Source organism: Pseudoalteromonas sp. US3C1013 (assembly GCF_048401115.1).
Taxonomy (GTDB): domain Bacteria; phylum Pseudomonadota; class Gammaproteobacteria; order Enterobacterales; family Alteromonadaceae; genus Pseudoalteromonas; species Pseudoalteromonas undina.
The window spans coordinates 3,230,001-3,250,799 of sequence record NZ_CP183075.1; the positions used below are offsets into that span (position 1 = coordinate 3,230,001).

A 20,799-nucleotide genomic window follows, 5' to 3' on the forward strand; every position below is an offset into this window, starting at 1 on the left:
CCGATTAGGGTAGCCGTAGGGAAACCGAGTCTTAACTGGGCGAATAGTTGCAAGGTATAGACCCGAAACCCGGTGATCTAGCCATGGGCAGGTTGAAGGTTGAGTAACATCAACTGGAGGACCGAACCCACTAACGTTGAAAAGTTAGGGGATGACCTGTGGTTAGGAGTGAAAGGCTAATCAAACCGGGAGATAGCTGGTTCTCCCCGAAATCTATTTAGGTAGAGCCTCGGACGAATACTTACGGGGGTAGAGCACTGTTAAGGCTAGGGGGTCATCCCGACTTACCAACCCTTTGCAAACTCCGAATACCGTAAAGTAATATCCGGGAGACACACGGCGGGTGCTAACGTCCGTCGTGAAGAGGGAAACAACCCAGACCGCCAGCTAAGGTCCCAAAGTCATAGTTAAGTGGGAAACGATGTGGAAAGGCCCAGACAGCCAGGAGGTTGGCTTAGAAGCAGCCATCCTTTAAAGAAAGCGTAATAGCTCACTGGTCGAGTCGGTCTGCGCGGAAGATGTAACGGGGCTAAACTATGCACCGAAGCTGCGGATTCAGAATTTATTCTGAGTGGTAGGGGAGCGTTCTGTAAGCGGTTGAAGGTGTACCGGGAGGTATGCTGGACGTATCAGAAGTGCGAATGCTGACATGAGTAACGATAATGCGGGTGAAAAACCCGCACGCCGGAAGACCAAGGGTTCCTATCCCATGTTAATCAGGGTAGGGTAAGTCGACCCCTAAGGCGAGGCCGAAAGGCGTAGTCGATGGGAAACGGATTAATATTTCCGTACTTGGTATAATTGCGATGGGGGGACGGAGCAGGCTAAGCAAGCATGGCGATGGTAGTCCATGTGAAAGTGTGTAGGCTAGTGACTTAGGTAAATCCGGGTTGCTGTTAGGCTGAGACACGAGACGAGTCACCAAGGTGATGAAGTTGCTGATGCCATACTTCCAGGAAAAGCCTCTAAGCTTCAGATTATACCGAATCGTACCCCAAACCGACACAGGTGGTCAGGTAGAGAATACTAAGGCGCTTGAGAGAACTCGGGTGAAGGAACTAGGCAAAATCGTACCGTAACTTCGGGAGAAGGTACGCTCCGATTGGTGATGAGACTTGCTCTCTAAGCTGATTGGAGCCGCAGTGACCAGGTGGCTGGGACTGTTTATTAAAAACACAGCACTGTGCAAAATCGCAAGATGACGTATACGGTGTGACACCTGCCCGGTGCCGGAAGGTTAATTGATGGGGTTATCTTCGGAGAAGCTCTTGATCGAAGCCCCGGTAAACGGCGGCCGTAACTATAACGGTCCTAAGGTAGCGAAATTCCTTGTCGGGTAAGTTCCGACCTGCACGAATGGTGTAACCATGGCCACGCTGTCTCCACCCGAGACTCAGTGAAATTGAAATCGCAGTGAAGATGCTGTGTACCCGCGGCTAGACGGAAAGACCCCGTGAACCTTTACTACAGCTTGGCACTGAACATTGAACCTACATGTGTAGGATAGGTGGGAGACTTAGAAGCAGAGACGCTAGTTTTTGTGGAGTCGTCCTTGAAATACCACCCTTGTAGTTTTGATGTTCTAACGTTGGCCCCTGAATCGGGGTTACGGACAGTGCCTGGTGGGTAGTTTGACTGGGGCGGTCTCCTCCCAAAGAGTAACGGAGGAGCACGAAGGTTGGCTAAGTACGGTCGGACATCGTACGGTTAGTGTAATGGTAGAAGCCAGCTTAACTGCGAGACAGACACGTCGAGCAGGTACGAAAGTAGGTCATAGTGATCCGGTGGTTCTGAATGGAAGGGCCATCGCTCAACGGATAAAAGGTACTCCGGGGATAACAGGCTGATACCGCCCAAGAGTTCATATCGACGGCGGTGTTTGGCACCTCGATGTCGGCTCATCACATCCTGGGGCTGAAGTCGGTCCCAAGGGTATGGCTGTTCGCCATTTAAAGTGGTACGCGAGCTGGGTTTAGAACGTCGTGAGACAGTTCGGTCCCTATCTGCCGTGGGCGTTTGAGAATTGAGAGGGGTTGCTCCTAGTACGAGAGGACCGGAGTGAACGAACCGCTGGTGTTCGGGTTGTCATGCCAATGGCATTGCCCGGTAGCTACGTTCGGAACTGATAAGCGCTGAAAGCATCTAAGCGCGAAGCAGGCCTCGAGATGAGTTCTCACTAGACTTTTAAAGTCTCTGAAGGGCCGTTGAAGACTACAACGTTGATAGGCAAGATGTGGAAGTGGTGTGAGCCATTAAGCTAACTTGTACTAATTACCCGTGAGGCTTAACCATACAACGCCAAACGCGTTTTATGTGATAGTGAAACAAGCGAAGAAGTTAATAGACTAAAGTAGATACTAGAAGACTTTATTATCAGAAATTCCAAATTTTAGTTAGTGCGTAGCGATACGGACTGACACCCAAATTTGCTTGGTGACAATAGCGTTTTGGACCCACCTGACCCCATGCCGAACTCAGTAGTGAAACGAAACAGCGCCGATGATAGTGTAGCATTTGTTATGTGAAAGTAGGACATTACCAGGCTCCAAATACAAGAAAGCCCGATTCGAAAGAGTCGGGCTTTTTTACGTCTGGAATAAAGTAAAAAGAAGGTTCGAGCTGAAAGATATTAGGTTAAAGGAAGAGAATTGAACAGACCCAATCCCACGACATACTACTGCGCTGTCGCTGCAAAGTAGTATACTTACTCCAAATCCAAGTCAGTGTTAAGCCTAAAGCCCTTAGTTTTGAAGTATTACCATCAGCACTCTCTCTTTACTGATCTTAGTTATTCTCATTGCATCTTTAAACTAGTCCCTAAATTATCATCTTGTTGCAATTTCATTGTTGGTTTAATAACTGTCCTGTGTAAAACTATCTAGGATAATTTAGTAAATCAGGTGACATGAATGTCGAATATAAAAGCTTGGAAACTTCTCAGCCTGTTTTGTTTGTTTACAGCACTGATTGGTTGTCAATCTAAAGAAGAACAGCTACAACAAACAATTCAAGAGTCCATTAAAAAGGCCGATGTCGAGCTTACTCAGCTTGGTAAAGCACTTGATAATGGCAGTATACGCAATGCGACTATTCTTAAAGAATACAGTCGTATCCTTAAACAGCAACAACCTGAACTCAGTAAAGTTGTTGATGTTGTTAGCCTTGATGCCACACGCCAGGGAGCGCTTTATAGTGGTTTAACCCAGCGCCTTGATGACATTAAGGGTAATTACTTAATCCCTCCTTACGAAGATACGCTATACAATATTGATTTATTGCGAGAGGCAGTAAAGCCAACGTTATTTTCTGATGCCTTAACCGATCCTATTAATATGCTTGCGGATATGTCGAATGGCTCTTTGGCACGAGTTGGTGCTATAAGCCAAAAAGCTGAAGGCCAAGGGGTTGGTAACCAAATGGTAGGTAATCCTAACTATGGTAATTGGCAAACGAATAGTAGCGGTATTAGTTTTTGGCAATGGTACGGCATGTACCGTATTTTGGGTGATGTATTTGACCGAGTTGAATACGGAAGTTGGAGTAAACGCCGCAAGTATAGTTACTACAATGACTATGGTCGTACTCGTTACTCAAGCCCTAAACAAATAAAAACCCAAAGTGCATTAGAAACACGTACACGACAATCTTACCAACGCCAAGGCAAGCAGTTTACTAGTCCTTATGCGAGTAAAAAAACAGGTGCATCAGGTTTGAGTCGCAGCAGTTATACGCCGCCTAAAAGTCGCAGCAGTTACTCAAGAGCGAGTAGTTATAGCAATAATTCAGGATCGGTTCGTAATAGCAGTAGCAGAACCTCGCGCGGCGTAAGTCGTGGTAAGTAAAGAATAACGTTGGAGTTAGAATAATATGTATGAATTTAATGGAATAACTATGTGGTCTTTGCAAGCACTGTCAGTAGACTTTGCAATTATCATCTTACTGTTTGTGAGCCTAAAGTATATTAAAGGTTGGGTGTCTAATTTACATGCTAATGATGAAATTACCGAGCGAGATAACTTTGCATTCGGAATAAGCTTTGCCGCTGGCTTAGTTGCCCTTGCGATTGTATTAACGGGTGTAAGTAGTGGTGCTTTTGCTGCTACGTTACAAAAAGAAGCTCTGTTAATGCTTGGCTATGGTGCATTAGCAATTTTGCTTATAAAGCTGGGTCACTTTTTTCAAGATAAAGTGGCATTGCGTAAAGTAAGCTTACATAACGAAATAGTCAAAGGTAACGTTACTGCGTCAATTATTGATTTTGGCCATGTAGTTAGTGTTGCAGTGGTTATTCGCTCTGCACTATTGTGGGTTGCTACCGAAGGCTGGCATGGCATTCCTATTGTGATTGCCGCTTTTGTGATTGGTAGTGTGGTACTGCTTTTAGTAAGCCAATACCGAGTGCAGTTATTTAAACGCACCAATAAAAGCGGTGATTGCCTACAACAAGCCATTGTTGATGGTAATTTAGCAGTAGGTGTTCGCTATGCCGGCTTTTTAATTGGTAGTGCATTAGCCATTACTGCTGCAACAGGTATTGCTCCCTATGCTGCCGATAATATTAACGCGAGTTTACTTTACTGGGCGCTAAGTGCCGTTGTTTGTTTGGTTGCTTTCATTTTACTGCACTTACTGACGATTAAAATCATTCTTGCTGGATGTAATATTTCAGATGAAGTGAATCGCCAAAAGAATGTGGGTGTTGCCGCTATTTCCGCAGCTGTGTCATTTGCTGTCGGGATCACTATGGCCACACTACTGGGTGCATAATCACGTGTCATCAACTCAAGCTTCCCCAAGTAAATTTAATTTACTTGGGCATGATATTTTACTGATCACTGTTATGGCCGTACTCGCAGGATGCGGCCTTATTTATGAATACTTACTTTCTCATTATGCTGGCCGAGTACTAGGCTCAGTTGAGAGTGCAATTTACGCCATGATAGGCACTATGATTGTAGCTATGGGGATGGGTGCATTTTTAGCGCGTTGGTTTAAAGATGCCTTTACCGCATTTGCCTGGCTAGAAAGCATTATTGCGCTCATAGGTATGGGGTGTATATTAGCCATTGCCAGTATCATTGCTGTTAGTTATTCACTCCCTCATCTATTCTCAAGTATTTTTAATATTCCCCCTGACGTTATTCTTAATGGTTACGTGTTTCAAAAGCTGCAAGAGTGGTCTCGCTTTTTACCTTATGTATTTGGCTTAATATTAGGGCTATTTATTGGTATGGAAATACCGCTTATTGCGCGTATTCGCCAGCATGTTTATGGACGTTTTTTAGAAAATAACGCCGGCACTATATATGGAGCTGACTATATTGGCGCTGGTATTGGCGCGGCAATTTGGGTGAGTATTATGCTCGCGATGCCAATAATGCAAGCCGCCGCTTGGACAGCGCTATTTAATATTATTGCCGGCCTTGCCTTTTTATGGCGTTACCATAGCTATGTACGCTTTGCTAAGTTGCTATTGGTTTGCCATATATTACTGCTGGTGCTATTCGCTTTTATTTTGCAGTTTGGTAGTAGCTGGATGGATAACCTAAGTAACGTACTATACAAAGATAAAGTTATTTATTCCCAAGCAACGAAATACCAGCATGTGGTGTTAACCGAACGCTTAAGTAAAAATCAGCCACAGCCTATCACCGACCTATACTTAAATGGTCGTTTGCAGTTCTCAAGTATTGATGAGCAAATATATCACTCAATGCTTGTTTATCCTGCAATGCTCGCATCTAATCGTCATGACCGTATTTTGATTATTGGTGGCGGTGACGGATTGGCCATGCGTGATGTATTAAAGTGGCCGGTTGAGGAAGTAACTTTAATTGATTTAGATGGACAGCTACTCAATTTATTTGGTCATAAAGATAACAAATACACACCGCCTGATGATATTAGACAGCGATTAGTGGCACTCAATAATGAATCGATGCATGACCCCCGAGCAAATATTATTGTGGGTGATGCATTTTTAGAAGTTGAGAGGCTACTGGATCAGTCAAAGCAGTTCGATACTATCCTAATTGACCTGCCAGACCCTAATCATCCCGATCTGAATAAGATGTATAGCGACTATTTTTATAACCATGTGCGCCAATTATTGGCACCTGATGGTGCTATGGCGGTACAGTCAACCTCGCCTTATCATGCGAAAAAGGCATTTTTAAGTATTGCTAAAACGGTGAAAGCCGCAGGTTTTAATTATGTAGAGCAATATCAGCAAAACATCCCTTCGTTTGGTCAGTGGGGGTGGACTATTGCTACTAAAATGGGTCAATCACCAAGTGCACGTATTAGCAATATAACGGATATGCCAGTGCCATCTCGGTGGATTAGTAAAAAATATTTATTAGCCAGTTTTGCATTTCCTAATAACTATTTTGAACAAGTTAACGATATTGAAGTCAATAGGTTAGGCTCTGGTCGCTTATATGATTATTACCGAGCTGCTTGGCAAATAGAAAGTGAATTGTATAAAAACTAATAAAACATGGTTGACATAATATGTCGACCATGCGAATCTTAACTCAGACATAATATGTCAAACGACAAAAAGGCAGAGACATGGAATTAAATGAACTTTCAATAAAATTAGCGTCTTTTGAAACTGAGGGGGCTAACTTTGAGTCTTTCTTGATTGCCAATCCAGGTGAGCAAGATGTTTTACAAGTCATTGTTGATGGAAACGATGAGCTTCCAATTTTTGTTACCCAAACACAAGAGCAATTATTATGTATTAGCTACTTGTTTGGTGAAGACGAAGTAAAAAGCGAGTTACGCGACGAGTTAAACGAAACACTACTGCGTTTAAACGTGCCAATTCCGCTAAGTGCATTTGCTAAAATTGATAATAAATACGCGATTTTTGGTGCACTTTCGGTAAATTCATCATTAGATGACGTTACCCACGAACTAGTGACATTAGCTGATAACGCAATTGATGCACTAGAAGCCGTGACATTGTATTTAAACGATTAGGATACCCGCCTAGGTAAGTACTGATAGCAAATAGTATATGGCTCTCACTTTACCTAATAGGATATAAACAAGTTTTTGGAGTTAAGATTATGAGTATTTTAAAAAAATTATTTACAGCGGTACGTGGCGGCGCGCGTGAAGCGGGCGAAGCAATTGTTGATGCGAATGGTATTCGTATTTTTGAACAAGAAATTGCCGATGCACAAAATGCACTGAATCGTGCTAAAAAAAGCCTGACAGAAGTAATGGCTAAAGAGATGCAAACCAAACGTAAAATTAGCGCAGTAGATGCATCAATTGCTGAGCACGAAGCGTATGCAGGTCAAGCCCTTGAAAAAGGGAATGAAGCATTAGCATTAGAAATTGCAGAAAAAATTGGTGATTTTGAAGCTGAGAAAGCCGAACACGAGCAAGTGTTAGCGGGCTTTACTAATCACATAGTGACGTTGAAGCAGCAAGTTAAAGATGCTGAAAAATCAATTAAAGAAAACCAGCGTCAGCTTACTATGGTTAAAACCACAGAAAGCGTTCAACAAGCGACAATGGCTGTAAATAGCACGCTTAATACTAATAGCTCGTCGATGACGTCGGCGCGTCAATCGCTTGAGCGTATTAAGCAACGCCAACAAGACCGTACTGATCAATTAGGTGCTGCAAAGTCTCTAGAAGCAGATGTTAATGGCGATGATTTAAAAGCTAAAATGGCTGAAGCAGGTATTGGTGATACCAATCCAAAAAGTGCTGATATTCTAGCGCGCATTAAAGCGAAGCAAAATAGCTAACATTTAGAACCATATTAAAAAGGTAACCGAGTTTTGCTCCGTTACCTTTTTTGCTTACAGAGGCACCTTATATGTTTAATTTTTTCAAATCTAAAAAAAAGCCAGAACGTCAGCTTAATCACGCGAGTGACCTTAAAAAAGGTGACATGTTTACAGTGATTGACTCGTTTGCTTATCCTGCATGGCTCAAAGGCCAAACACTTCGCGTTATTGATGTGCAAACGTATCAGTACCAACATAGTAGTGATACTGAATTCGTACTTGAAACTAACACAGGCCAAGTGGTGTTTTTACAAATAGAACAAAACGATGGTGAGCAGTGGGCTAATTTCTCAATAAAGATTCAGCGTGATGATGTTGATGAAGTATTTGGTTTGGATGAGTTTTCACGTATTTTTGATGAAGAATCGTTAACGCATATTACAGTTAAAAATACGCCTGAGCGCTTTATGCAGTTTTTAGCTGGAAGTTATCAACAAAGCGAATCACCTTATGTATGTTATTTTCATAATAAAGATTTTCGTGGCCAAGCGCTACCTCGCTATGAGCAAGACGGTGGTGAACCCTGTGAAATGATTTGTTTAGCGTCACCCGATGAAGGGCATAGCGTTAATATCGAAATTTGGGAGGGAGGTGAAACAGAAGTATCACTGACATTAACTCGCCCAATTAGCGATATTGTTGACTTGTTTCCTGGAGATGCCCAGTGAGTGATGCTAAAGACAAGTGGTTGCGCCAAGAGCAAGCTGTGCGCGCCACGCAAATGGCCTTTGATTTGAGTAGTGAGGTACAAAAGTCGATAAAAAAACAAGCTATCGACCAAGAACTTACTCCCTCAGATATGATCCGCAAAATTTTAGGCCTTGATGTAAAGTCTAAAAAAACACGGCAGCGTTTATCGTTTAATTTAAATGATGATGAAATAGCGCAATTGGCTAGTCGGTTTGAAGTTGCAGTAGATGATAAAAGAGCGGTAAAGCAACAGGTAGCAGATCTACTCATTGAGCATACAAAAAAGACTAAGTAACCCTTTTGCCTTCTTTATATAAAATACTTACACTGAGGTTATTATTTCTAAAGAAGTGCAGCTGTGAATATTATATTGATTGCCTACTTACTTATGTTTGCGTTATTTGGCACAGCGGCAAGCTACTTTGTGCGTTTTATATATGCTTATTGGGTACAAAAGAACATGCCTTTGGAATACATTTTTAAGGCTGGTGTATGTATTTTCATGGTAGTGGTTATTTCGGTGTTAATACCACTATTAAATTAACACCGAAACGAACTGCTACTGGTAATTAACGGTTTTACATTGGTTATCAATACATAAAGAGTGAACTTCTAGCACTGGTGAACAGTCATCGAACTCAAGCGCAGTGTTATTTTTTTGTTCTTGCTGAGTGATTTTTTGTGCTAATTGCTCGGCATGCTTTTGAGAATTATTTAATGTTGAATACACAACATACTTACTCGGTCCCCCACAGACACGCGAGCCAACACCTAACACCTTACATTGATAACTGGCTGTGCAGCTTTTATTACTTGTAAGCTCATTAAGCTGAGTATTTAAAACAGATTCACTCGCGTTTTGAGCTGTGCTTGGTGTTAGTGCGCTACTGCAACCGCTAAGTAGTATAGTCATGACAACACTGGCAGCTGATAGTTTAATTACGGATGACAAACAACTCATAATCTAATCCTTAAAATACACTTACCGCAGAGCCTTCAAGTTTAACACATTTATTTTCAACGCACTGGGTACTAGGCGCAGTTAAATGTTGGCAAATACTCATCATGCCTTTTTGCGCATTATAAGTACTTTCCAATTGAGTAATTGTATCGCTTAGGGCTGAAACCTGTTTTTGGGGGGCGCTTTGTGTCGAGTACACAATATAATCGCTCGGCCCACCGCAGGCACGGCTACCAACAGCATTCACTTTACACTGTGAACTCGTTGAACATTGCTTATCTGCTATGAGGCTGTTTAGCTTATCTTTTGCTGTTTTAATATCATTAAGCGACACTTCTTTTGCTGCATCAGCTGGTAATGGCTGTGCTATTTTATTTTGCTTATTCGCTTGTGGTAATTTTTGTTGCGGTATCGGCGTAGACGTATTTTCTACCGCATTGGTTTTAGTTTGCTCAGTTTTATTTGAGGTTGTTTCTAAGCACGCCGTTAAGCAAAGCGGTAGCAGTAGAGCGAGTAATGGAGTACGCATAATCGTTCCTGATAGTGATGAATTATTCATCACTATCATACACTGTGCATTCATTACAGCAATAAAAACTCTACTATCAACATATTAAAGAGGTGATAAGGAGAGTTTTTAAGTTAACCCGCCTTGCGTTAATTTAGCTGGATTGAGTAATGCCTCTAATTCTGATCGCGATAAGTCGGTTTCTTGCTCAGCGATATCAATAATTGGCTGTGCTTGCTGATAAGCTTGCTTAGCAATTTTTGCTGCTTTTTCGTAGCCAATAACAGGGTTAAGCGCAGTCACTAAAATCGGGTTTTTAGTTAATGCTTTATCAATCTGATTTTGATTAACTTTAAAGCTAGCAATGGCTTTATCTGCCAACGCTTGCGCGCTATTAGCGAGTATCTCGGCACTTTGCAAAATATTGTAAGCGATTACCGGCAGCATTACGTTAAGCTCAAAGTTGCCAGCTTGGCCTGCAACCGTAATGGTTGCGTCGTTACCAATGACTTGGGCGCTAACCATTGCAGCGGCTTCTGGGATCACCGGATTCACTTTACCCGGCATAATTGATGAGCCAGGCTGTAATGCTTCAAGTTCAATTTCTGAAAGTCCCGCAAGTGGGCCTGAGTTCATCCAACGTAAATCGTTGGCTATTTTCATTTGTGCAACTGCATAGACTTTTAGCTGTCCTGATAAAGCGACAATCGCATCTTGTGATCCAATATTATAAAAAAAGTTATCGCTAGGGGTAAATTGAATCCCTACCTTTTCAGTTAGCTGTGTGGCAAATAGAGCGGCAAATTGTGGGTCGGCATTAATACCTGTACCTACTGCTGTGCCACCTTGCGCTAGCTCACAGACACGTATTAGTGCATGCTCAATACCGCTAGCTGCATGCTTTACCTGCGATTGCCATGCGCTGAGTGTTTGCTCAAAAGTTATTGGCATTGCATCCATTAAATGAGTGCGCCCAGTTTTAACTATGTGGCCGATGTCTGCTTTTTTTTGCTCTAAGGCGTCTGCTAAATTTGCTAGTGCTGGCAGTAATTTTTTATCAACGCTGATCGCACTACTCAAAGCAATCGCAGTGGGAATAACGTCATTAGAGCTTTGCCCCATATTCACATCGTCATTTGGGTGAATATCTTGGTTAGCATGTTTTGAGGCTAAGCTCGCAATGACCTCATTAGCATTCATATTTGAGCTAGTACCTGAGCCAGTTTGAAAAATATCAACGGGGAAATGCTCATAATGCTTACCATCAATAATTTCTTGGCAGGCATGGTCGATCGCATTTGCTTTCGTTTTATCTAAATGACCTAGTTTGAAATTGGCTATTGCAGCAGCTTGCTTGATATACGCTAAGGCAATAATAAATTGTTGCGGCATTGTGAGGCTGCTGATCGTAAAGTTATTAATGGCGCGTTGGGTCTGTGCTTTATAAAGTGCGTCAGCGGGCACGTTGAGTGTGCCCATGCTATCTGATTCTGTTCTAAAGTTACTCATTAGTACTCCTATAAAAGAGAATATATGACATTTAACTACGCTATATAAAAAGATATGGTGCTGTTATTACTATTTACAACGGTATAGCTAAAAAGTAGAGGGCGTCAAGGCAAGTTAACAAGTGGGATTAAAACTAAAAAGTCGACTTAAACTGATTTTAAGTCGACTTAAATGATGTATTTATATAAACAGCCGGTTACAAGGCTAAACAGAATTTTAATTGTAGCCAAGAATAAATATTTGGTCTGTTTCATGTTTGTTTTGTGCCTTTTGAGTATTTTTTACATGAGAAAGTAAGTCGATAACCGTTGCTCTACAATCTGTTTCATAACTCGTTTTATCTAGGCTTTTGTCTGTAACTGCCATTGCAGCATCTACTGCGGTATAAGGTGAAATATACATAATGTTATCCTTTTGTAGTTTAGTACTCATTAAGTGAGTAATTTAATAAAAGCATATAGCGTACCAGCTCGGTAAAGATAATTTAACGTATTGAAATTGATGTTATTTTATTATTTTGGTCAATTTACTCACGACAGAATAGCTGAAATTTGTTTTACTATTGTGCATTCATTTGCAATTTAGGTGCATCAGTATGACCAAACCGTTTTCACAAGCCTGCGAAAATAATAAAAATCATATACTTAAGGCTTTGCAGCCTGCATTGCAAAATGCAGCATCAGTACTTGAGATAGGCTCGGGGACGGGTCAGCATAGTGTTTTCTTTGCCAAAAAATTGCCACATTTACAATGGTATACCAGTGATCGAGAGGTTAATCATCAAGGAATAAAGTTATGGCATGATGAGGTGCAACTGGCAAACTTGCATCCGCCTTTATTACTTGATCTAAACTATTCTTGGCCAGTAAATAAAGTGGATGCGGTATATACTGCTAATACTTTTCACATAGTGAGCTGGGAGTTAATTACGCGTTTTTTTGCTGGAGTAAATCAGCACTTAAACCAGCAAGGGGTGGTGTGTGTATATGGCCCTTTCAAATATAAAGGGGAGTTTACCAGCCCCAGTAATGATGAATTTAATAGTTTATTGCAAAGTCGCGATCCGCTTAGTGGTATTCGTGATTTCGAAGCGGTTGAGCAGCTCGCAGTCCAATATGGGCTTAAGTTACTCAGCGATACTGCGATGCCTGCAAATAATCAGTTACTCATTTTTAAACGGCAATAAAGTGCTACATTGTTGTTTGTAAACTTCGATATGTTGGCATTCGCGTTCTAAGTAATCTGCAATGGCATTATTAAAATCGGGGTGAACAATGTGATGGGCAGAGTAAGTGATTACCGGTTGAAAACCACGAGCGATTTTATGCTCTCCTTGTGCCCCAGCATTAAAGCACTGAATGTTATGCTTAATAGCATAATCAATCCCTTGGTAATAACACAGCTCAAAGTGAAGCGAATCTATCTCTTCACTAGCACCCCAATAGCGGCCGTAAAGGGTATTATCATCAATTAAGCTTAAGGTGGCGGCAATTACTTGCTGGTCTCTTTTGGCTAGCATAATGAGCAATTTGTCAGCCATTAAAGCGTGTAACAAGCTAAAAAAATCACTGTTTAAGTAGCCTAAATGACCCGATCGTTTTAAATAAGTGCGTTGATAAAACTCACAAAAAAGCTGCATTGTAGCGGTAGTGATTTTCTCGCCTTTGAGCCATTCAATACTGATATTTTGCTCTGTGATTTTAGCGCGCTCTTTTTTAACGGCTTTACGCTTTCGGGCATTAAAGGTTTTTAAAAAATCGTCAAAATCTTTAAAGTTATTATTAAACCATTGAAACTGCACGCCGATTCTTCGCATAGCACCGATATCATAAAGGTGGGTGGCTTGTGCTTTGTCGCAAAAGTTTACATGCCAGCCTGACCATGCCTGTTCTGCGCAGTGGCTATTAAGTTGCTCTGTTATGTACTTATACACGAGCTTTGGATTGCTATGCATAATACGTATTCTTTGTCCCTCAATCGGGCTAAAGGGAATACCACATAGCCATTTAGGGTAATAATCTAAGCCATTTTTTTCATAAGCTTCAGCCCATGCCCAGTCAAATACATATTCACCGTAGGAGTGCGCTTTTAAGTAGCCAGGGGCAAGCGCAATGAGTTTATCGCCTTCATAAACGGCTAAGTGATGAGGCTGCCAACCTGTTTTAGCACTTACACATTGGCTTTGCTCAAGTGCGTATAAAAAAGCATGTTGGGTGAATGGGTCATTACCAAAAAATTGATGCCACTGTGTAGCATCAATTTGATTAATACTATTAAACCAACTGTGAGAAAAGTGGCTCATAATGCTTTGCCTACTACTGTTGTCTGTGTGTTACTTGTTAATTTTGATAATAATTCGACAGCCATATTCGGTTTTCTATTTTGGATAAAACCTTATGGTTCATCCTGCTCGATATATTGAGATAAGCATTGTGTGAGCTTATCGAGTTCGAGAGGTTTTGCAAGATGTTCGTTAAAACCAATTGCTAAGGCATTGGCTTTATCTTCAGGCATTACATCAGCGGTTAAGGCGATCACAGGTAATTGTTCAGCACTTTTAGTTTTCCGTATCAATGCGGTGGCCTGGTAACCGTCCATAACTGGCATTTGGCAATCCATTAACACTAAATCGAAGTCATTTATTTTAACTTGTTCTACTGCCAACTCTCCATTTTCAACCAATGTTGGGGTGATCCCCAAAGAGCTAAGCATTGCTTTTATCACTAATTGATTGACGCTGTTATCTTCTGCAACCAGTATTTTTAGTTTGCTTAAATCAACATGCTGTTGCGAGTGCTTCGCCGTTACTTGTTGTACAGCACAGGTATTTAACTCGACAGACAGAGTAAAAGTGGAGCCTTTACCTGGCTCACTTTGTACTTTGATATCTCCAGACATTAATAAGCTAAGTTCTTTTGCGATTGCCAAACCAAGCCCTGTACCACCAAACTTACGTGATGTTGAGCTATCAGCTTGGGTGAATGCATCAAATAATTTACTTTGCTCTGAAGCGGCAATACCGATACCCGAGTCCCTAATAGCCAAGGTAATTTGATGACGTTTATCGGCGATCTCCTTGCTGTATGCGCTAATACTTACTTCACCTTCGTAAGTAAACTTAATAGCGTTACTACACAGGTTTAATAAAATTTGCTCAATTCGCATAACATCACCTTCAAACCAAATGTCGGTTGGTAATTGGTTATCAACTTTCCAGTTAATACCTTTTTGTTCAGCGCTTTGCTCGAACATGCTACTGATCCGAGCAAGAAGAGCATTCAAATCAAAAGGAGCAACTTCTAAGGTTAGTTTTTGTGATTCAATTTTAGAGATATCGAGTACATCATTGATTAAACTTAATAATGAGTTAGATGCTAAATTAATTTTATTTAAATAATCAGAAAGAGTTTCAGGACTATCTTCATTTTTAGCTAAGGTTGAAAAGCCGATCACAGCGTTAAGCGGGGTGCGAATTTCATGGCTCATATTTGCTAAAAACCGGCTTTTAGCTTGATTTGCCAAATCAGAATGCTGTTTAGCCTTAACGAGAGAGCGAGTACGCTCTGCTACCAAACGTGAAAGTGCAAGGTGTTGATGATTAAACAACAGTAATATAAGTAAAATGAGTGAGCTTACAATGACCTGTAAAATAAGTAAAAAGAGTGTCATATTATTAGTTTGATGCGGTAAGAATTCATCTTTAATCGCTAAATCTACTAGCCATGTTTGTCCTGCAAAATTAATTTCGATAGTTGTAAGTTTATTGCTTTTAGTTGGTTTGTTTTCGACGTTTGAATAAAACGGATTAATAGCATTGGCTTCATAAATAGCGATATTAAACATTTTATTTTGTGCTTTGGTAAGCGATTGAGCAAGTATGTTTTTCACTAAAAATACGCCTGTTGCGTAGCCTTTAATTGATGCAATCTCATTATTTTGTTGATACACAGGAGAAAATAATAAATACGCGGGTTCAGGTCGCTGTGTTTGAACTAATTGAATTATTTTAGTACCGACAGGGCGATTTTTGATACGTGGATCGAGTAAAGTCTCACGACGATCTTTACGAGAGTTGAGATTAAAACCTATGGCGGATTGGTTTTCTGACAAAGGAGCAATATAAGTGATAATCACCAATGGATCGTTGTTTGATAATGGGGCGCCTTTAATGCTCGGAGCAAAGTTGTGTGTATTATAAATTTCATCAAGCTGTTTGTTAAAGTCACTGACCTGAGCCTGGTTAATTTTGCGGTTCCATGAAAATGCTTTAATAAATGAATGCTCAGCCAATAGTTGAGCACTGTAAATATCAAACTCTTGCTTGCTTAAAGTCGGTGTTGATTGTATTTGGCTTGCAAGGCTTTGTACGGTTATTTGACTGAGGTTTAAATTGCTCAGTAAACTGTTTTCAATGATAGATGTTTCGCGTTTGGCAATTTGTATCGCATTTGAATAACTCTCTTGATTATATAGCTTTGTGGTAAAAGCTACAGAGATGAATAATACCGAGCAAACTGCGATGGTAGGTAGTGGGGTGAAGTAATGTCGTTTAAATTTAGGTTGTAATAACGCCAATATAAAAGGAGTTGCGATCAGCACACCAAGAGAATCACCAAGCCACCAAAAAGTAACATTTCTCCAATGATTATCAATACTGTAAGCAGGGTTAAACTGACTTAAAGCATAGACGCCAATATTGGCCGATATTAGGCTAACGACAATACCAACGATAAAAATAAAATAAATTATTGATTGGCGCTTCTTTAAGAACAGCGGATGACCTAGCCAGTATTTTAAAAAAGCTGCGCCAATCATCCCTTGTAGTACAGCACCAAAGCCGATTAGTAACACCTGTTCTAATGTATTGCCAATTAAAACTTGATCAGTAATAACGTTATCACCGGTACTTAAATTAAAGGCGACAGAGGCAATAAATAATGCTGGAATAAAACGCCACCACCAGATAAAACAGCCAACTAGGGCAATACCTGCAGGGAGCCAGATAGGGATTACTTGTGATTGAAAGGCAAAATTAGTTAATAACTTACCAGTTGCAAAATAAGCAACCGCAAACAATATGTAAAAAGCAAAAGAACTGGATGTTGAACGAAAAATCTTCACATGCATCCTTGTTTAATATTATTTTTATAGTTGAATCTCAGTATAGCGAATCAGTACTAAATAGTATTATTTTTTAAAGTGGTAACTGTTTTTTACTAAATGACTGCTTTAATACAACGGTTGATTCTATGTTGGCGATACAGCTTAAGCTTCCCAGTTGGTGCTTTACAAACTGCTCATAACTTTCTAAATCCTGAGAGATAATTTTTAATAAATAGTCGTGGCTGCCTGAGATCACTGAGCACTCAAGTACATGCGGTAGTTTTTCTACATGTTGTTCAAACTGTTGTGCAGCACTCACTGAGTTTTGACACAGTCGCACGAAAGCATAAACCAGTACATTAAGATTGAGTGACTTAGGGTTAATAGCTGCGTGATAACCAATAATAACCTGTTCTTGCTCAAGTTTTTTAATGCGCCTTAGAGTAGGAGTATCCGAGAGATTAATGGTATTGGCTAATTCTGATACCGACATTCGGGCTTGCGATTGCAAGGCAACGAGTAGCTGCTGATCTTTATTATCTAACATGGCTATAGAATCTTATTAATTATATGTCTAGTAATAGTGATTATTGCTAACAATAACTGCTTTTACTATTTTTTTTAGCGTTTTAACCTCTGGGATCTTTGCTAGCATTAAAAATAATAATAACAGGATAAAGTTATGAGTTCTTACACCGCTAAATTTGATAATTGGATTAGGTCTGAGTTTGTTGCTCTAAACTCTCAGTTAGAAGAGTTGTATTGGCAACAAGATGATAAAGCAAATGTTGAAGGGGTTGGGGATAACTTAAAGCAGACCTTGAAAGAGCAAGGTAATGCGTTGATCAGCGATTTATTAGCCGAAGGTAATACCGACGAAGGATTTGATAGCGCATTTGATTTACTTGGTAATGTCGGTTTGTTTATGGCGGCTTGTCGTAGACATGAAATTACAGAGCCAAGCAGAGAGAATAGTTCACCGCTGATAGAAGCATCGGCGCTTGCTATGCATATTGGTGCTTCTATTGGAGTAACTCCTCGTTTTGCCACCGCACATTTAACCACTCATAATAAAGCCATTAATGGCACCTATAAACGGTTTACAAATCTTGATGATGAAGCTCTGTTTTTAGATTACAACACCCAAGGTATTTTAGCGTATAAGCGCGCGAGTGATGCTTTACTAAAAATACTGCCATTAGGTATTTCACACCCAGTCACGGCTGAACTACTTGAGGTGGTTAAAACGGCACTTATTGATGTAATAGCGTCGAATAATGCCTTGTATACTCAACTTAATACCGAGCGTTTTTTTAATTGTGTACGCCCATACTACAAGCCTTACCGGGTAGGTAAAGAGGTTTACCGTGGTGCAAATGCGGGAGATTTTGCCGGCATTAATGTTATTGATATGCTGTTAGGGCTTTGCAGTGCCAATGAGCCGAGTTACTCACAAATGCTGGTGGATAAATTTTTATATATGATGCCAGAGGACCAACAAATATTGCGAGAAGCCATGCGTATGCAAAGCTTTATGGATGACTTCTTAAAAGCCGAGCAATATAAACACACAGAGTGGTTTCAAAAGCACGGCAAACTATTTATACAAGTGTGTAAATTACATGGTGACACCGCTATCGGTCATCATAATCAGTTGGTTGAGAAGTTTATTGCCCAACCGTCACTGCAAATGCAACAACAGCATATAAGCAAAGTAACTGCCAGTGGACCACCTTTACCGGTACTGCTAGATTCCTTAGCTAAATTAAGGGATAGACGTGCAGCAGCTAAGCGAGACGATATTAATACGCGTTTTGATGACTTAAATACGCTAAAACAGTGGATTAACTAATATGGCTAAAAATGATTTTTGTATGCCAAGGGGCTGCTATTTATTAAGCCACTCTGTTGGTCGTCCTCTAAAAAGTACTTTAGAAAATGCTACTGAGCAGTTTTTTACTCCTTGGCAGGAAAGTGCTAAAGAGCCATGGCAGCAATGGCTACCAGCTATAGAAAATTTTACGGGTGCATTAGGGCGGCTATTTAATGCGCCAAGTGAGCAGTTTTGTCCTCAGGTTAACTTATCTAGTGGTTTAACTAAATTGCTTATGTCGCACCCCGTATTTAATAAACCACAGTGCACGGTATTAATGGCGCAGGCCGACTTTCCAAGTATGGGGTTTGTAATGCAAAAAGCACTCCCTGCATGTGCAACAATACGTTTCATCCCCGAGCATGAAGATCTAAGTGATAGGCAGGTATGGCAGCGATATTTAACCCCAGAGATTGATGGTGTGTTTGTTAGTCATGTTTATTCTAATACGGGTGTACAAGCTCCTTTAAACGATATTGTGGCGCTTAGTAAAGTCACGAATACACTCTCAATAATTGATGTGGCGCAATCGGCAGGGGTTATCCCTGTCGATCTAACGGCGTTAAATGCCGATTTTATGATTGGCTCAAGTGTGAAGTGGTTATGCGGGGGGCCAGGTGCGGCCTATTTATGGGTAAATCCAAAGCAAATAACGCAATGTGAACCAAAAGATGTTGGTTGGTTTTCACATCAAAATCCATTCGAGTTTGATATTACGCATTTTCAATATAACGCTAAAACACTTAGGTTTTGGGGCGGTACGCCTTCTATACTCCCTTATGTTATTGCCGCTGATAGCATTGCATATATTGCCCAGTTTGGTGTGGATAAAGTGAGAGCGCATAATTTAGCGTTGTTAACGTTACTTCAGCAGCAGCTGACGGCTTTTTTAGTATCGCCAAACGATAAAGATCAGTGCAGTGGTACCGCTATTTTAGATTTTGCAGAGCATCAACAAACCGTATTAGCGGCATTGGAGGCAGCAAACATAAGTGTGGATGTGCGCAAACTCGGTATTCGTATTTCACCGCACATATACAATACAGCGTCAGAGATACAAGTGTTTATTGCTACGGTGAAAAAGGTAATTAAGGCTGCTGATTAAGCTGTTGTTTTTTTTGAGTGAGTGCCGCTATTTGTTGTTGTGCTTGTTTTATTTGCGGTTCAAATCTTTGTTTAAGTACCGCAGTTTCTGTAGCAATTGCATCTGCAATCGAATTAGCGCCTAAACGATTTGCTTTATCTTGGGTCATGTAACCGACTTGCTGTTTTTTTTGTGCGTATTCTTGTTGGTATTGCTTTATTTTAAGCTCAAGCTGCACAATATCGCGCTCTATTTGTTGCACCTCAAGGTAGTCATCAACTGAGGTATCGATAACTAGGGCATTTTCAGATTGCAATGCATTGGTTTGCATAATGTTGACGTTTTTAAGCGTGATCACTTTAGCGTCTTTAGCGCATGGAGTTTGACTGAAAGTCGGCACCCCTTTAATGGTGCATTTAAAAACCGTCACTTCATTTGCCATGCTGACAGTGCAGGCACCAAAAAAACACAGAAGTAATATTAGCTTTGCCATGGTTAAACCTAAGCTGGTTTAAAGTACCATTTATAATGCACTAAGTTGTAACACCATACAATTTGTTTAATTTAATAGCCTAAGTCAAGTATGCCTTCCAAAACGAACAATTCCATAGGTTGTTAAAATTCAGGCACAAAAAAACCACAATTAAGTGGCTTATATTCAGTAATGGTGGAGAGGGAGGGATAGACTTGCTTACATCCATGTAATCAATCGCTACGCGACGCTTGCAGCGGCCGAAACTGTTCCAGACATTTTATCGAACCCTGTCGAGGGTTCTCACCCTCCCAGTTTTTAACGGGGTTAAAATTCAGGCACAAAAAAACCACAATTAAGTGGTTTATATTCAGTAATGGTGGAGAGGGAGGGATTCGAACCCTCGATAGAGCTACAAACTCTATACTCCCTTAGCAGGGGAGCTCCTTCGGCCACTCGGACACCTCTCCGACGCATTATTCTGCGTATTATTAATCGGGATAAAACCAATTAATAAAAATAAGTGGTGGAGAGATAGGGATTTGAACCCTAGAGGGGCTATAAACCCCTGCCGGTTTTCAAGACCGGTGCATTCGACCACTCTGCCATCTCTCCACGTCGTGATGCAGGATAATACTTAGGAGAGTAGTCTGTGTAAATAGCAAAAAGATCGTTTGCTTAAAAAGTGAGCGTAAATGCGGTTTTTTTTATAAATAATGAAGATTTAAGGTGATTTTTAGCTATGAGGTGGCTGGCAGCAAACAGGAGGAGCTAAAGAAGAGTCTTCA

General features: G+C 40.7%; 19 protein-coding genes, 2 tRNA genes and 2 rRNA genes (1 of these 23 cut by a window edge). 13 read left to right on the plus strand and 10 right to left on the minus strand.

The features are described from left to right. From ACNSN2_RS15065 to ACNSN2_RS15110, 10 genes are all read left to right on the plus strand, one after another. Window positions 1-2,292, plus strand: a 23S ribosomal RNA gene (locus ACNSN2_RS15065) (it extends 593 nt beyond the left edge of the window). 137 nt (window positions 2,293-2,429) lie between these two features. Further along, window positions 2,430-2,544: ribosomal RNA gene (gene rrf, locus ACNSN2_RS15070) — 5S ribosomal RNA — on the plus strand. A 365-nt stretch (window positions 2,545-2,909) separates the two neighbouring features. Beyond that, a complete protein-coding gene (locus ACNSN2_RS15075; RefSeq protein ID WP_418607966.1) occupies window positions 2,910-3,842 on the plus strand; it encodes a CHAD domain-containing protein in 933 nt (310 codons plus the stop codon). 25 nt (window positions 3,843-3,867) lie between these two features. Then, the gene (locus ACNSN2_RS15080) at window positions 3,868-4,767 is read left to right on the plus strand and encodes a DUF350 domain-containing protein (protein ID WP_075170889.1); all 900 of its coding nucleotides are present in this window, start codon (window positions 3,868-3,870) and stop codon (window positions 4,765-4,767) included. A gap of 4 nt (window positions 4,768-4,771) precedes the next feature. Beyond that, window positions 4,772-6,493, plus strand: a complete 1,722-nt coding sequence (locus ACNSN2_RS15085) for a polyamine aminopropyltransferase (protein ID WP_418607969.1) — start codon at window positions 4,772-4,774, stop codon at window positions 6,491-6,493. A gap of 80 nt (window positions 6,494-6,573) precedes the next feature. Next, on the plus strand, window positions 6,574-6,987 hold the full coding sequence (locus tag ACNSN2_RS15090; RefSeq protein ID WP_008113284.1) for a YjfI family protein: 414 nt from the start codon (window positions 6,574-6,576) through the stop codon (window positions 6,985-6,987). Window positions 6,988-7,076: 89 nt separating this feature from the next. Beyond that, window positions 7,077-7,769, plus strand: coding sequence for a PspA/IM30 family protein (locus ACNSN2_RS15095; RefSeq protein ID WP_055013441.1), 693 nt, complete (start codon window positions 7,077-7,079; stop codon window positions 7,767-7,769). A gap of 71 nt (window positions 7,770-7,840) precedes the next feature. Further along, window positions 7,841-8,479 (plus strand): DUF4178 domain-containing protein, encoded by a 639-nt coding sequence (locus ACNSN2_RS15100; protein ID WP_010392538.1) that lies wholly within the window; start codon window positions 7,841-7,843, stop codon window positions 8,477-8,479. Next, window positions 8,476-8,796: a hypothetical protein gene (locus tag ACNSN2_RS15105; protein ID WP_010392540.1), complete on the plus strand. Its 321-nt coding sequence runs from the start codon at window positions 8,476-8,478 to the stop codon at window positions 8,794-8,796. The genes ACNSN2_RS15100 and ACNSN2_RS15105 overlap by 4 nt, the downstream gene beginning before the upstream one ends. Window positions 8,797-8,859: 63 nt before the next feature. Then, the gene (locus ACNSN2_RS15110) at window positions 8,860-9,045 is read left to right on the plus strand and encodes a hypothetical protein (RefSeq protein WP_021033113.1); all 186 of its coding nucleotides are present in this window, start codon (window positions 8,860-8,862) and stop codon (window positions 9,043-9,045) included. Window positions 9,046-9,060: 15 nt separating this feature from the next. Here the strand turns inward: ACNSN2_RS15110 and ACNSN2_RS15115 are convergent, their stop codons facing one another. The 4 genes from ACNSN2_RS15115 to ACNSN2_RS15130 form a co-directional block, all read right to left on the minus strand. Then, on the minus strand, window positions 9,061-9,462 hold the full coding sequence (locus ACNSN2_RS15115) for a hypothetical protein (RefSeq protein WP_418607972.1): 402 nt from the start codon (window positions 9,460-9,462) through the stop codon (window positions 9,061-9,063). Window positions 9,463-9,472: 10 nt separating this feature from the next. Beyond that, complete coding sequence (locus ACNSN2_RS15120; protein WP_418607974.1) at window positions 9,473-9,991, minus strand: hypothetical protein; 519 nt, start codon at window positions 9,989-9,991, stop codon at window positions 9,473-9,475. A gap of 108 nt (window positions 9,992-10,099) precedes the next feature. Beyond that, a complete protein-coding gene (locus ACNSN2_RS15125; protein WP_418607975.1) occupies window positions 10,100-11,479 on the minus strand; it encodes a class II fumarate hydratase in 1,380 nt (459 codons plus the stop codon). Window positions 11,480-11,695: 216 nt separating this feature from the next. Continuing rightward, the gene (locus tag ACNSN2_RS15130; RefSeq protein ID WP_008113269.1) at window positions 11,696-11,881 is read right to left on the minus strand and encodes a hypothetical protein; all 186 of its coding nucleotides are present in this window, start codon (window positions 11,879-11,881) and stop codon (window positions 11,696-11,698) included. A 193-nt stretch (window positions 11,882-12,074) separates the two neighbouring features. On the opposite strand from ACNSN2_RS15130, the gene ACNSN2_RS15135 reads away from it, so the two are divergent. Continuing rightward, window positions 12,075-12,665, plus strand: coding sequence for a DUF938 domain-containing protein (locus tag ACNSN2_RS15135; protein ID WP_010392551.1), 591 nt, complete (start codon window positions 12,075-12,077; stop codon window positions 12,663-12,665). Here ACNSN2_RS15135 and ACNSN2_RS15140 read toward each other — a convergent pair. From ACNSN2_RS15140 to ACNSN2_RS15150, 3 genes are all read right to left on the minus strand, one after another. Continuing rightward, entirely contained in the window at window positions 12,642-13,781 is a 1,140-nt protein-coding gene (locus tag ACNSN2_RS15140) for a GNAT family N-acetyltransferase (protein ID WP_418607977.1), read from the minus strand. The two genes, ACNSN2_RS15135 and ACNSN2_RS15140, sit on opposite strands and share 24 nt — an antisense overlap. Before the next feature lie 92 nt (window positions 13,782-13,873). Continuing rightward, window positions 13,874-16,600: an ATP-binding protein gene (locus ACNSN2_RS15145; protein WP_418607979.1), complete on the minus strand. Its 2,727-nt coding sequence runs from the start codon at window positions 16,598-16,600 to the stop codon at window positions 13,874-13,876. Between the two features lie 73 nt (window positions 16,601-16,673). After that, window positions 16,674-17,129 (minus strand): Lrp/AsnC family transcriptional regulator, encoded by a 456-nt coding sequence (locus ACNSN2_RS15150; RefSeq protein WP_010392556.1) that lies wholly within the window; start codon window positions 17,127-17,129, stop codon window positions 16,674-16,676. A 135-nt stretch (window positions 17,130-17,264) separates the two neighbouring features. On the opposite strand from ACNSN2_RS15150, the gene ACNSN2_RS15155 reads away from it, so the two are divergent. Continuing rightward, on the plus strand, window positions 17,265-18,434 hold the full coding sequence (locus ACNSN2_RS15155; RefSeq protein ID WP_418607981.1) for a PrnB family protein: 1,170 nt from the start codon (window positions 17,265-17,267) through the stop codon (window positions 18,432-18,434). A gap of 1 nt (window position 18,435) precedes the next feature. After that, on the plus strand, window positions 18,436-19,560 hold the full coding sequence (locus ACNSN2_RS15160) for an aminotransferase class V-fold PLP-dependent enzyme (RefSeq protein ID WP_418607983.1): 1,125 nt from the start codon (window positions 18,436-18,438) through the stop codon (window positions 19,558-19,560). On the opposite strand, the gene ACNSN2_RS15165 is transcribed toward ACNSN2_RS15160, so the two are convergent. The 3 genes from ACNSN2_RS15165 to ACNSN2_RS15175 form a co-directional block, all read right to left on the minus strand. Beyond that, on the minus strand, window positions 19,544-20,032 hold the full coding sequence (locus ACNSN2_RS15165) for an RNA-binding protein (RefSeq protein ID WP_418607985.1): 489 nt from the start codon (window positions 20,030-20,032) through the stop codon (window positions 19,544-19,546). The two genes, ACNSN2_RS15160 and ACNSN2_RS15165, sit on opposite strands and share 17 nt — an antisense overlap. A 356-nt stretch (window positions 20,033-20,388) precedes the next feature. Beyond that, window positions 20,389-20,481 (minus strand) — tRNA-Ser (locus tag ACNSN2_RS15170). Between the two features lie 54 nt (window positions 20,482-20,535). After that, a tRNA-Ser gene (locus ACNSN2_RS15175) sits at window positions 20,536-20,626 on the minus strand. Between the last annotated feature and the right edge of the window lie 173 nt (window positions 20,627-20,799).